Origin of the sequence: Pantoea sp. SoEX (genome assembly GCF_009829945.1) — a bacterium.
In the GTDB taxonomy this organism is placed as follows: Bacteria; Pseudomonadota; Gammaproteobacteria; order Enterobacterales; family Enterobacteriaceae; genus Pantoea_C.
Genome location: NZ_SZZT01000003.1, coordinates 69939 through 84398 on the forward strand (window position 1 = coordinate 69939; position 14460 = coordinate 84398).

Consider the following 14460-nt stretch of genomic DNA (forward strand, 5'->3'; position numbering starts at 1 on the left):
AATGCTTATTCTAACTCGTCGAGTTGGTGAAACCCTAGTAATTGGAAACGAAGTAATTGTAACAGTGTTAGCAGTTAAAGGTAATCAGGTTCGAATTGGTGTTAAAGCACCTAAAGAAATATCTGTACATCGTGAAGAAATTTATCAACGTATTAGAACTGAAATAAAGCAAACAATACTTTAAAAAAGTTTAATGCCTCGCTAAAAATAAAGCGAGGCAAAAAGTATCTCAATAGAAACAAAAAATCTTTATTGCTAATTTATATTTATTTTATTAATTTTACATTATTGTTGCAATTAGTATTAAAAATTATTTGACTTATTTGAATATAAAAGTAATATAAATAAACATATAATTCAATAAAAATTCTCTAGGTGAGGTGGCCGAGAGGCTGAAGGCGCTCCCCTGCTAAGGGAGTATGTGGTGTTAAAACTGCTCGAGGGTTCGAATCCCTCCCTCACCGCAATTTTATATTAATGCATCCGTAGCTCAGTTGGATAGAGTACTCGGCTACGAACCGAGCGGTCGGAGGTTCGAATCCTCCCGGATGCGATAACCTAATGATTAAAAAATTTTCTCTACTTTATTTACATTTATCAATAAATAATTTTTTAAAAAATGACTCTAAATTTATACAAATAATTTGTTGTTTATTAGTATTAATAATTAAATAAATAAATTGAATTAATATTAAATCATTAATTTTACTAAAATTAAAATGTTAATATAAAAATACCAAATTATATTGATTACTATAATTTAAACTTATAAAGTTCACTTATCTATTATATAAACCACAGATTATTAAATTTGATACTATTTTTTTATAAAAATTCTTACTTCAACCGGAGGTTAATGTGATATCTGATATATCTAATACATTAGCTTGGTTAGAAAATAACTTACCTATTTTAAAAAATATTAATCGAGGTATTGAAAGAGAAACATTAAGAGTTAAACCAAATGGTGATATTGCAGTTAGTAAACATCCTATAGATCTAGGATCCGCTCTTCAGAATGAATGGATTACTACTGATTTTGCTGAATCTCTATTAGAATTTATTACACCAGTTGATAATAGAATAGAATATATGCTTTATTTTTTAAGAGATATTCATCGTTATGTTTATCGTATATTGAATAAAGAGTTTCTATGGCCATTAAGTATGCCGTGTAGAATTGAAGATATAAATAAAATTAAATTAGCTGATTATGGAAAATCTAATATTGGGTTAATGAAAACCTTATATCGTAAAGGTTTAAAGACCAGATATGGTGCGATGATGCAAACAATATCTGGTATTCATTATAATTTCTCATTACCAGTTACCTTTTGGAAAGAATGGGCAGATTTACAAAATTTAGAAAATTGTAAAGAGACTATTTCAGCAGGATATTTAATATTAATTCGTAATTACTACCGTTTTGGTTGGATAATACCATATCTTTTTGGTGCATCTCCAGCAATATGTTCTAGTTTTTTACAAAAAAATAATAATATCAAGCTCATTTTTGAGATAAATAATAAAAATACGCTTTGGCTACCTTATGCAACTTCATTACGTCTAAGTGATTTAGGATACAATAATAAGGTATCAAATATATTAAAAATAACCTTTAATTCACTTGAAGAATATGTTAATAAATTAAGGATAGCATTAAAAACACCGTGGGAACAATTTGTAGAAATAGGTATCAAAGATAAATATGGTAATAGGATACAACTTAATACTAATATTCTCCAGATTGAAAATGAATTTTATTCTCCAATACGTCCTAAATGTGTTAATCGTTTTGGTAAATCATATTCAGATACACTTTTACATAATGGTATTGAATATATAGAAGTTAGGTCTCTTGATATAAATCCATTTTCTGCTATAGGTATTAATAAAACTCAAGTATATTTTCTTGATTTATTTCTAATTTGGTGTATTTTATCCGATATTTCTGACATGAGTACTGAAGAACTTCATTATAGTAATGAAAATTGGAAAATAGTAACATTAGAAGGAAGAAAACCAAATCTGAAAATTAATGTAGGATTTAATAAAAAATACTTTTTAGCAGATATAGGAAAAAAAATTTTTCATGATCTTCGTAGAGTAGCAGAAATTTTAGATAAAAATGAACAAAACAAAATATATCAAAAAATTTGTGACGAGTTATTTTTATACTTTGATAATCCAGAATTAACTTATTCAGCACGAATTCTTAATGCTATAAAACAAAATGGTGTTATTGAAACTGGTATATCTCTGTCAAAACAATACCGAGATATTCTTTGTACAGAACCACTCAACGTACTACAAGAAAAAGATCTTAAAATAAAAGCAAAAAAATCAATTTTAGAACAAAAAAAAATAGAAAAAAATGATTTTATAAACTTTGAAACTTATCTTAATAATTTATCTTACTAAGATTAAAATTAAATGATTTATATTTTTGAGTAAACAATACTATATAATTAGTAATAATTATTTTACTACATATCAGTCTGTAAATTTAATATATAAATTATCTTTTATATTAAGATTTGTTTACATTAGCAGCGAATTATAAAAATAATTTAATTATTATACCATGTAAATTAACAATGTAGTATAATTAAGATATTTTTTGCGTAAACGATAACATTATATTTTTTATTAAAAATAAATATTATGATATTATGTTATCATTAATATTAATTATTTTGAAATTAAAATTAATCAATTTTAAGTGAGATAAATTTGTTTGAAAATCTAACTAATCGTCTATCAAAAACTTTTAATAATATTATTGGTAGAGGAAGATTAACAGAAGGTAACATAAAAGAAACATTACACGAAGTTCGTATAGCATTATTGGAAGCTGATGTAGCTTTTTCTGTAGTACGTAATTTTACTAATTCTGTAAAAGAAAAAGCAATTGGTCAAGAAGTAAATAAACGAATGACACCTGGACAAGAATTTATTAAAATTGTTCGTGATGAACTAATTAATATTATGGGTGAAAAAAATACTAGTATTAATTTGTCAACAGTACCACCTGCTACTATATTATTAGTAGGCTTACAAGGTACAGGTAAGACTACTAGTACAGTTAAATTAGCTAAATTTATTACTGAAAAGTATAAAAAAAAAGTTTTGACAGTTTCTACAGATATTTATCGTCCTGCTGCTATTACACAACTTGCAACTTTATCAAATCAAATTAATGTAGATTGCTATCCTTCTAATTGTAATCAAGAACCAGTTCATATTGTAAAAAATGCATTAAGAGAAGCAAGAACTAAATTCTATGATATTCTCTTAATTGATACAGCTGGTCGTCTTCATGTTAATGACTCTATGATGGAAGAAATAAAACAAATACATACTACAGCTAATCCAATAGAAACTCTATTTGTAGCAGATTGTATGATGGGTCAAGATATCGCAAATGCTGCAGAAGTATTTGATAAAATGTTATCTTTTACTGGTATACTTTTAACTAAAGTAGATAGTGATGCAAGAGGAGGAGTAGCATTATCAATCCGTCATTTAACTGGTAAACCTATTAAATTCATAGGAGTAGGTGAAAAAATAGAAGCATTAGAACCTTTTTATCCAGAAAGAATAGCTTCTCGGATATTAGGAATGGGAGATATGATATCATTAATTGAAGATATCGAAAGTAAAATAGATAGTGAACAAATAGAACAATTCAGTAAAAAAATAAAGAAAGGCGATACTTTTGATCTTAATGACTTTCTGCAACAGTTAAAACAGATACGTAAAATGGGTAATATATCTGATTTATTAAGAAAAATTCCAGGATTAATGAAATTATCAGATGAAGCAACACCACAAATAGATGATAAAATATTAATACGTATGGAAGCTATGATTAATTCTATGACAATAAAAGAGCGTAAAAAACCCGAAATAATTAAAGGATCACGTAAACGTCGTATTGCTAATGGTTCAGGAATGAAAGTACAAGATGTTAATCGTCTACTCAAGCAATTTACAGATATGCAAAATATAGTAAAAAAAATGAAAAAAAATGGATTAGAAAAAATGTCAAGATATATAAAAAATATATTTCCACACAGTTTTTATAAACAGTAAAATTATTTTAATACTAGTTTAGTATAACTTGATTTTTACTAAATAAAATAGAATTAAAATTCGCAGTATTTTACTATCAATTAGATTAATATATTTAATATTAAAAAAACTAGATTTTAAATTTCAAATAGGAGGTATTATGGTTGTTATTCGGTTGGCAAGACATGGTTCTAAAAAACGTCCGTTTTATCAATTAGTTGTAACTGACAGTCGTAAAGCTCGCAATGGTCGTTTCATAGAAAATGTAGGTTTTTATAATCCAGTTAATTGTGGTTCACAACAAAGAGTATCTTTAGATGAAAAACGCATAAAATATTGGATAAGTAATGGTGCAAAATTGTCTAATAAAGTTAATAATTTATTGAAATTAAATAAAAATACTTAAGTTTTTATAAAATATAATATGATTATAAACAAAAAATCACTTGAATATTATCCTAATGATCCTATTACCTTAGGAAAGATAATAGGAGTATATGGTATTTTGGGCTGGATTAAGATTTTATCTTTTACTGAAAAATTAGATGATATTTTTCTTTATCAACCATGGTTTGTTAATCATATTAATAAATGGTATAAATTAGAAGTAAGTTGTTGGAAATATCATAACAAATTTATTATTGTAAAACTAAAAAACATAAACGATAGAAACATAGCTAATAAATTAATCAATATTGAAATTATTATAAATTCAAAACAATTACCACCCTTAGATCATGGAAATTATTATTTGAAAGATTTATTACAATGTCAGGTAATTCACATCAAAGGATATAATATGGGTACCATAGTTGATTTTATAAAAACGGGACCAAACTATGTTATAGTTGTTAAACCAAAAATAAAAAATAAATTTAATATAGGAGAAATTTTAATTCCTTTTATTGAAAAAAAAATTATTAAGATGGTAAATATTCATAAAAAACTAATTGAAGTAGATTGGAATCCTATTTTTTAAAAATTTTTATTTAAAGAAATTAATGAAATGTGGATAGGTGTTATTAGCTTATTTCCTGATATATTTAAAATTATCACTAACTATGGGGTTATTGGCCGAGGTATCAATAAAGGGTTTATAAAACTACAAATTTGGAATCCTCGTGATTTTACATATACAAAACGTTTTACAATAGATGATCGACCTTATGGTGGCGGACCTGGTATGATAATGATGTTTCAGCCATTATTTGATGCCATTTGTGCAGCAAAAATACAAGCAGGGAATGAAGAAGTAAAAGTAATTTATCTTTCTCCTCAGGGACGTATTCTAGATCAGAAAGCAGTAAATATATTAGCTAAACAAGATAAATTAATTTTAGTATGTGGTCGTTATAAAGGTATAGATGAAAGATTAATTGAAGCTAAAATAGATGAAGAATGGTCAGTTGGGGATTATGTACTTAGTGGCGGAGAACTACCTGCAATGATATTTATTGACGCTATAAGTAGGTTAATACCAGGGGTATTAGGTAAATATGAATCTGTAGAGCATGATTCTTTTTTTAATGGATTATTAGATTGTCCTCACTATACAAGACCCAAAATTTTACAAGGGAAAAAAGTACCAGATATATTATTAACAGGAAAACATTGCGAAATTTATCGTTGGAGGTTAAAACAATCATTAGGTAGAACTTGGCTAAGAAGACCTGAACTTTTAAAAAAACTAATTCTTACTGAAGAAGAATTAAAGTTATTAACTGAATTTAAAAAAGATATGATTTTAAAATAAATAAGAGATTTGATAATTATGATAGAAATCATTAAACAGTTAGAAAAGCAACAAATTAATAAAAAAATACCAAATTTCCGTTCGGGTGATTCTGTAGAAGTAAAAATTTGGGTAGTTGAAAGCGCTAAAAAACGTCTACAATCATTTGAAGGTATTGTTATAGCTAGAAGAAATCGTGGTTTGTCTTCTTCTTTTACTGTTAGAAAAATTTCTAATGGAGAAGGAGTTGAAAAAGTTTTTCAAACCTATTCTCCTGCAATAGATAGTATTTTAGTTAAACGTCATGGTGATGTTCGTAAAGCTAAATTATATTACATACGTAAATTATCAGGAAAAGCTGCACGTATTAAAGAACGACTGAATTAAATATTTTATATACTATATTATAGATAATCTGCAAAATAGTTTAACTTTATCTTTTAATTTTAATGACTTTTTATCATTTTTAATGATATTTATGTGTATTAATTTGTTAAATAGTAAAAAAACAAACTGATATTTACATATATTATTTTAATATTGGGAATATATATGATTAATGTTATTTAATCATATACTTCTTGTGAGTACTTAACTATTAAATTATTAATATACCAATTATAATTTTTCAGATTATTATACACAGAATATATAATTCTAGTACTGTTTAAATACATGGAGTATGCAATTATGAAAAGAGATGTATTAAATAATGTGCATATTGCTAACGAACAAATATTAATTACACCAGAAGAACTTAAATCTAAATTTCCTTTAACCTCACATCAAGAAATACAAATTGCTGCTTCTAGAAAAATTATTTCTGATATTATTGCAGGAAGAGATTTAAGGTTTTTAATAGTATGTGGGCCTTGTTCAATTCATGATACAAAGGCTGCTATTGATTATGCTAATAGATTATATAAACTTTCTAAGAAACTAAAAGATCAATTATATCTTGTTATGCGTGTTTATTTTGAAAAGCCTCGTACAACCATTGGATGGAAAGGATTAATAAATGATCCTTATATGGATAATTCTTTTGATATGGAAGCAGGATTACATATAGCACGTGACTTATTATTATCTTTAGTAAAAATAGGGTTACCGTTAGCAACAGAAGCATTAGATCCTAATAGTCCACAATATCTAGGTGATCTATTTAGTTGGTCAGCAATCGGAGCACGTACCACAGAATCACAAACACATCGTGAAATGGCTTCAGGTCTTTCTATGCCAGTTGGTTTTAAAAACGGAACAGATGGTAATTTGGATACAGCAATTAATGCTATGTGTGCTGCTTCAATGACACATCGTTTCGTCGGGATAAATCAATCAGGTCAAGTTTGTCTATTACAAACTAGAGGTAATCCAGATAGTCATATAATTTTAAGGGGTGGAAAATCGCCTAATTATAGCCCAAAAGACATTTTTGAATGTGAAAAAGAGATGGTTAAAGCAGGATTAAATCCTTCTTTAATGATAGATTGTAGTCACGGTAATTCAAATAAAAATTATAAAAAACAAATTTTAGTAGCTGAATCAGTAGTTAATCAAATTAAAGAAGGAAATCGTTCAATTATTGGACTTATGATTGAAAGTAATATAAATGAAGGCAATCAACCATCTGAAAAATTAAGTAGTGAAATGAAATATGGTGTTTCTGTAACTGACAGTTGTATAAATTGGGAATCAACAGAAAAATTATTATATGATATACACAGAAATTTGAAAGGAGTTTTATCAAAACGTTAAAGGAGTTTTAATAATCAATGATATTAGTAAATGAGCTAAATAAATTACATGATAGAATGAGTAATATAGACAAAGATTTGCTAAATTTGATAGCTAAAAAATTGTCTTTAGGTAATGAAATTAGTAATTTAAAACAATTCCACGGTTTATGCGCTTATAATCAAGAAAAAGATGATATTATAAGATCATCACTGCGCAAAAAAGCTATAAAACTTAATATTTCACCTGATCTAGTAGAAGATATATTTCTACGTATAGTAAAAGAATTATGTTATATAAAATATAAAAATTTTAAAAAAATATATCCGAATATGAAACCAATAGTTATAATTGGTGGTGATGGTAAAATGGGCAGTTTATTTAGTAAAATGTTAATATCATCTGGTTATAATGTTAAAATTCTTGATAAGAATGATTGGGATAAATCTAACAATTTATTTTCTGATGTCGGCATGGTAATCATAAGTGTACCTATAAATGAAAGTGAGCAAGTAATTGCAAAATTAACTGACTTACCTAAAGACTGTATTTTAGTAGATATTATATCAATAAAAAATGTTCCTTTAAAAGCTATGCTTGCAGTACATAATGGTCCAGTTTTAGGTTTACATCCTATGTTTGGTCCAGACATTTCTAGCTTAGTAAAACAGTTAGTACTTTATTGTGATGGTCGCAAACCCCAAGCTTATCAATGGTTTTTAGAACAAATGAAATCATGGGGATTATGTATTTATCGTATAAGTGCAAGAAAGCATGATTATAGTATGTCATTTATTCAAGCTCTTAGACAATTTACTACTTTTATTTATGGGTTACATTTAAATGAAGAAAAAGTTAATATAGAAAAACTGTTAGCTATTTCACCTCCTATATCTAAGTTAGAATTTACGCTTATAAATCGTCTATTTACTCAAAATCCTCAACTATATGCTGATATCATTATGTCTTCAAAAGATAATATAGAATTGATTAAACGTTATCATAAAAGATTTGGTAAAACCATTTTATTATTAGAAAAAGGAGATAAACAAAAATTTATTAAAAAATTCAATCGTGTTAAAAAATGGTTTTACCATAATACGAAGAAACATAATTTTATTCATTCAATAAATAATATTTTTTAATATTTGTTTGTTTTATTATAATCCATTGATGTAACACCTTCGCTAGGATAACATCCTAAAATCCTTAAAGAATAAGTTATATTTTTTAAATCTTTTAAAGCTCTTTTCATATTTTCTGATTTTAAATTATTTTTAATATCTATATAAAATATTTCTTCCCAAGGATTACCATTAATAGGTCTTGACTCAATTTTGTTAATAATTAAATTATACTTTCGTAGAACTAGCAATACATCAATTAACGTGCCTACACGTTGACCAGTTGCTATTATAATAGTTGTTTTAGCAGATATATGGTCTTCTACTTCAATTGGCTTACGCGATAAGACTATAAATCTGGTTTGGTTATATCTTTGATTTGCTAAATTTCGTCGTAATACTTGTAAATTATATAATGATCCTCCAACTTCACTACCTACTGCTGCTATTGTTGATAAATTTAATTCAGAAACTTTTTTCATTGCAGCTGCTGTGCTTTCTGTATATTTAATATTCCAATGAGGGAACATCTTAATAAAATTACTACATTGCTGAAAAGGTTGTGAATGACTATATATTGTTTTAATTTCATCTAAATTAGTTCCTTTTTTAGATAATATACAATGATCTATATATAGGGTTATTTCATGAGTAATTGATAAGTTTGTATTCTGTAATAAATCATATACTTCATTAATAGATCCAGAACTAGTATTTTCAATGGGTAATATAGCATAATCTGCAATACCTTTTTCAACATATTTAATAATATCATAAAAATTTACACAAGAACATTCAATGATATTATCAAAGTATCTAGTGAAATATTTCCTAGCTGCAATATGAGAATAAGATCCCTTAGGCCCTAGAAAAGTAATTTTAATCGCGTTGTTTTCATATGAACTTTTAGGTTTTTTTTTTATAATATATTTTTGTATTAAAACAGAATCTTCAATTATTAATTGAAATAATTTTATAATAAAACATGAATTTAATTGATATTTTTTCCCAATTGTAACTAGACGTTCCATAAGTAGCTGTTCTCTTTCTACATCACGAACTGGTCGATTATATCTAAATTTAATTTCAGCAATTTCAATAGATAACGATCTACGTTGAGATAATAATATCAATATTTTTTCATCAATTTCATTAATATTATTACGTAATATATCTAACGTTGAGTCTTTACAATTCATAAAGGTACCTTATTAAAAGGAAAAATAAAGGAATTTTTAGGAGTCATACTATGTCAATAATTAGATCTATCGTAAGTGCAAAGTTTACATTAAAAACCTTATCAATAATTTTAAGACCGTTATTGTGGGATTTATATTACAGGAGTTATTGATTTTTTATCAATAAAAAATATTATCTTTTTACTAAGATTTATTTTAAATTCAATATATTAATAAATATTAAAACTGTATTTTTACGATTTTATATACCATTAAAATTAATGGTATACAATATAAATAATAAAGAAATTACAGTATGATTATATAAATAATTTATTATATAATTGCATATAAATAAAAATTTATAAATTTTTATTTAATTATATTTTTAATGGTTTAATAGTATAATTTTAGAAATTTTATCAGCTTCATCATATATTTGTAGTTTACGATAAGCTTTTTCCATCAATGGTAAGGCATCATGAGTTGCTTTTGTATCAGGATAGTATATTAACATATTATTAACACGATTGATTACCGCTACGTAAGATTTTTTTTTATCGTAAAATGATACGATAGATAATTCATGATTTGCTAACCTGTTTTTTAAATATACTAAACGATTATAAGCATCTGTTGCATATTCGCTTTTAGGATAATTACGTAATAATTGTAAAAAAACAATAAATGCATTATAAGCATGTTCTGGATCTCTACTGGAACGATCAAAATGAAAAAATTTCATGCTCGCTGGATTATCCATAGACATTTCTGTTAATCCTTTCATATACATTACATAATCCATATTAGGATGTTTTGGATAAAAGTTAATAAAATGATTAATTATATTTTCTTCTGAATTAAAATCCCTGTTCTTATAATAAATATATATTAAATCAAGTTGTATTTGTTTTGCATATGGTCCGTTAGGATCTATGTTTTTTATAATTTTTAAATATTTAATTGCTTTTTTTAAATTTCCTTTTCTAATATTTTTTTGAGCAATATCATAAATTTCATTTAATGATTGATTAGATACTTCTTTAATGCTAAATTCAGAACATCCGGTCATAATGGCCATTGACAAGATAAAGATTGATACGTACTTTATAAATTTCATGATATGATTAACATCCTTTTCGATTATTAGATATAATTAAACAAAAAGACAGTATATTATGTTATTTTTGTAAAAATTAATTATTGTGAATAAATTATTATGTCAAATAAAAATCAATATACTTTAACTTTACCTAGAACTCAATTTAAACAAAGAATAGATATAGCGTTAAAACAATGTCTTACTAATTATTCTCGTTCTTGTATAAAAAATTGGATTTTAAATAAATCTATCACATTAAATGGTAATATAGTAGATAAACCAAAAAAAAAACACTGGGTGGTGAATTTGTAATTATTAATTTTGATAATGTAGAACAATCAAATTTAGAACCACAAAAGTTACCATTATATATTTTATATGAAGATGAATACATTTTAATCGTAAACAAGCAAAAAAATTTTGTAGTACATCCAGGAATAAATAATCTTAATGGAACATTATTAAATGCACTGTTATACAAATATCCTAATATAATTAATTTACCACGTGCAGGAATAGTACATAGACTAGATAAAAACACTACAGGTCTAATTATTATAGCAAAAACGTTTATTGCATACACAAAATTAGTTAACATGTTGCAAAAACATGAAATTATTCGTGAATACGAAGCAATTGTTGCTGGAATTACACCATTAAATGGTATTATTAATAAACCAATAGCTCGCCATGCAATTAAAAGAACTCAAATGGCAGTTAATTTAGAAGGTAAAAATGCTAAAACTTATTATAGAGCTATAGAATTTTATCAAAATTATTCTAGATTACGTATACGTTTGCAGACAGGTCGTACACATCAAATTCGCGTACATATGGCTTATATTAGACATCCAGTTATAGGAGACCCAGTATACTGCAAGCGACGTATTAAAATAGGAAAAAAAAGTTCAAATACTATTGAAAAAGAAATATATCATTTTAACAGACAAGCATTACATGCAGTAAAATTAACTTTTTATCATCCTATTACTAACGTTATGATGTTAGTTAAAGCTCCAATTCCCGAAGATATGACTAACCTTATTAATACACTTAGAAAGACAAAATGAATTTCAAAATTTTATCTAACACTTGTAATAAATAAAATATAAAGATTTAAATTTTAATTGTTTTCTCTAGTTTTTAATATTTAAACGCAAGATAATATTTTAATTTATTTAGTAATAATATCCATTTTATATCAAAGTTTGACTAAATAGAAAAATTTTAACAATAATTTTGTAATTAGTTGATTAGGTATTAGTAGTTAAATTTATAATCACAAAATTATAATATAATTGAAATAATTATTTTTTATAAATTAATAATTATAAGATATACCATTAATAATACTGGCAATAATATCTACGAGGTCACAAAATGAACGATCAAGGATATGACAGTAAAAGTTATTTAAATAAATATACTATTAATTTAACCCAACTTGCCGAAAATAATAAATTAGATCCAGTAATTGGACGCGATGAGGAAATACGTCGAACTATACAAGTTTTACAGCGTAAAACTAAAAATAATCCTGTTCTTATAGGAGAGCCAGGTGTAGGTAAAACTGCAATAATTGAAGGATTGGCTAAACGTATTGTTAATGGGGAAATACCAGAAAGTCTTAAGAAAAGTCAAATATTAGCACTTGATATGGGTAATTTAATAGCTGGAGCTAAGTACCGTGGTGAATTTGAAGAACGTCTCAAAGGTTTATTAAAAGATTTATCTCATCATCAAAATAATATCATATTATTTATTGACGAATTACATAATATAGTTACAGGAGGACAAGGCGATGGAACAATTAATGCTAGTAATATTTTAAAACCAGCATTAGCTAGAGGAGAACTTCATTGTGTAGGTGCAACTACTTTGGATGAATATCGATGTTATATTGAAAAAGATGCAGCTCTAGAACGTCGTTTTCAAAAAGTATATGTATCTGAACCAAGTGTTGAAGATACTATAGCTATCCTTAGAGGACTAAAAGAACGTTATGAATTACATCATCATGTTCAAATTACTGATAGAGCTATTGTTGCTGCAGCTAATTTATCAAACAGATATATTTCAGAACGTCACTTACCAGATAAAGCAATTGACTTAATTGACGAATCAGCTTCCAGTATTCGGTTACAAATGGATTCCAAACCTGAATTTCTTGATAGGCTTGAAAGACGAATTATACAATTAAAAATTGAACAGCAGACGCTAAAAAAAGAATCAGATCTAGCAAGCATAAAAAGGTTAGACCTTATAAATACAGAAATAAAACAAAAAGAGGTCGAATATAACATTTTTGAAGAAAAATGGAAAGCTGAAAAAGTTTCTCTACTGAATACACAAAATATTAAAACTAATCTTGAACAAGCTAAATTAGATTTAGATCAAGCTCGTCGTTTTGTAAATCTGAATAGAATGTCTGAATTACAATATGGAATAATTCCAGAATTAGAAAAAAAACTTATTAAATTAACTAATGAAGAAGAAAGTAATACAAAGTTATTAAGAAACCGTGTTAGTGAAAAAGAAATAGCAGATACCGTATCTCGTTGGACAGGTATTCCAGTATCTAACATGATGGAAAGTGAGCGAACAAAACTTTTACGAATGGAAAAAGAATTACATAAAAAAGTAATAGGACAAAATGAAGCAGTTAAAATAGTTTCAAATGCTATTCGTCGTAATCGTTCTGGTTTATCTGATTCTAATCGTCCGATTGGTTCATTCCTATTTTTAGGTACTAGTGGAATAGGAAAAACAGAATTGTCAAAATCATTAGCAAAATTTTTGTTTGATAGAGATAATTCAATAATAAGAATAGACATGTCAGAATTTATGGAAAAACATGCAGTTTCTAGACTAATAGGAGCACCTCCTGGATATATAGGATATGAACAAGGTGGATATATTACAGAAGCAGTACGTTTACATCCATATGCAGTAATTTTATTAGACGAAATTGAAAAAGCACATAAAGATATTTTTAATATTTTATTACAAGTACTAGATGAAGGACGATTAACAGATAATAAGGGACGAACTATTAATTTTCGTAATACAGTAATTATTATGACCTCTAATTTGGGTTGTAATTTAATACAAGAAAAATTTACTGTTGTTAATTATAGTAAAATAAAAGAATTAATAATAAATAAAGTTGATCAATACTTCCGACCTGAATTTATAAACCGTATTGATGAAATCGTTGTATTTCATCCACTTGACCAAAAACATATCACTTCTATATTAAAAATTCAATTAAAAATATTAAAAAAACGTCTAGAAGAACAAGGTTATAAATTATACATATGTGAAGAAGTATTTGATTTTTTAGGAAAAATAAGTTATAATCCCTTACATGGAGCAAGACCTCTTAAAAGAGCTATTCAACAAAAAATTGAAAATCCTTTGGCAAAAAAAATTCTTTCAGGAGAATTATCAAAAGAAAAAAATATAACAATAAGTATAAAAAATAAAATTATTGAAATAATTTAACTTATTTTAAAC

The 14460-nt window shown here is 26.0% G+C and carries 11 protein-coding genes, 2 tRNA genes and 2 pseudogenes; 13 read left to right on the forward strand and 2 right to left on the reverse strand.

All coding sequences use genetic code 11. The features are described 5' to 3' along the window. Position 1: 1 nt before the first annotated feature. From csrA to tyrA, 11 genes are all read left to right on the forward strand, one after another. Entirely contained in the window at positions 2-184 is a 183-nt protein-coding gene (gene csrA, locus FD726_RS02380) for a carbon storage regulator CsrA (protein WP_159989996.1), read from the forward strand. 190 nt (positions 185-374) lie between these two features. Beyond that, a tRNA-Ser gene (locus FD726_RS02385) sits at positions 375-464 on the forward strand. A gap of 15 nt (positions 465-479) precedes the next feature. Further along, positions 480-553, forward strand: a tRNA-Arg gene (locus FD726_RS02390). Between the two features lie 305 nt (positions 554-858). Continuing rightward, complete coding sequence (gene gshA, locus FD726_RS02395) at positions 859-2421, forward strand: glutamate--cysteine ligase (RefSeq protein ID WP_159989997.1); 1563 nt, start codon at positions 859-861, stop codon at positions 2419-2421. Between the two features lie 312 nt (positions 2422-2733). Beyond that, the gene (gene ffh, locus FD726_RS02400) at positions 2734-4095 is read left to right on the forward strand and encodes a signal recognition particle protein (RefSeq protein WP_159989998.1); all 1362 of its coding nucleotides are present in this window, start codon (positions 2734-2736) and stop codon (positions 4093-4095) included. A 139-nt stretch (positions 4096-4234) separates the two neighbouring features. Further along, positions 4235-4480 carry a 30S ribosomal protein S16 gene (gene rpsP / locus FD726_RS02405; RefSeq protein WP_159989999.1) on the forward strand — a complete coding sequence of 82 codons (246 nt, stop codon included), beginning with the start codon at positions 4235-4237 and terminating at the stop codon, positions 4478-4480. Between the two features lie 18 nt (positions 4481-4498). Next, positions 4499-5053, forward strand: a complete 555-nt coding sequence (rimM, locus tag FD726_RS02410; RefSeq protein ID WP_159990000.1) for a ribosome maturation factor RimM — start codon at positions 4499-4501, stop codon at positions 5051-5053. 27 nt (positions 5054-5080) lie between these two features. Next, a complete protein-coding gene (gene trmD / locus FD726_RS02415; RefSeq protein WP_159990001.1) occupies positions 5081-5827 on the forward strand; it encodes a tRNA (guanosine(37)-N1)-methyltransferase TrmD in 747 nt (248 codons plus the stop codon). Positions 5828-5845: 18 nt separating this feature from the next. Continuing rightward, complete coding sequence (gene rplS, locus FD726_RS02420; protein WP_159990002.1) at positions 5846-6193, forward strand: 50S ribosomal protein L19; 348 nt, start codon at positions 5846-5848, stop codon at positions 6191-6193. Between the two features lie 303 nt (positions 6194-6496). Further along, a complete protein-coding gene (locus FD726_RS02425) occupies positions 6497-7561 on the forward strand; it encodes a 3-deoxy-7-phosphoheptulonate synthase (protein ID WP_159990003.1) in 1065 nt (354 codons plus the stop codon). A 17-nt stretch (positions 7562-7578) separates the two neighbouring features. Further along, complete coding sequence (gene tyrA / locus FD726_RS02430) at positions 7579-8685, forward strand: bifunctional chorismate mutase/prephenate dehydrogenase (protein ID WP_159990004.1); 1107 nt, start codon at positions 7579-7581, stop codon at positions 8683-8685. Here tyrA and pheA read toward each other — a convergent pair. Both pheA and bamD read right to left on the reverse strand, forming a co-directional pair. Beyond that, positions 8682-9863 carry a bifunctional chorismate mutase/prephenate dehydratase gene (pheA, locus tag FD726_RS02435; protein WP_159990005.1) on the reverse strand — a complete coding sequence of 394 codons (1182 nt, stop codon included), beginning with the start codon at positions 9861-9863 and terminating at the stop codon, positions 8682-8684. The two genes, tyrA and pheA, sit on opposite strands and share 4 nt — an antisense overlap. A gap of 367 nt (positions 9864-10230) precedes the next feature. Then, positions 10231-10962: an outer membrane protein assembly factor BamD gene (gene bamD, locus FD726_RS02440; protein WP_159990006.1), complete on the reverse strand. Its 732-nt coding sequence runs from the start codon at positions 10960-10962 to the stop codon at positions 10231-10233. Between the two features lie 99 nt (positions 10963-11061). Between bamD and rluD the strand changes: the two are divergent. Both rluD and FD726_RS02450 read left to right on the forward strand, forming a co-directional pair. Next, positions 11062-12014: pseudogene (gene rluD, locus FD726_RS02445) on the forward strand (23S rRNA pseudouridine(1911/1915/1917) synthase RluD). Between the two features lie 301 nt (positions 12015-12315). Next, positions 12316-14448: pseudogene (locus FD726_RS02450) on the forward strand (AAA family ATPase); the annotation flags it as partial. Positions 14449-14460: the final 12 nt, after the last annotated feature.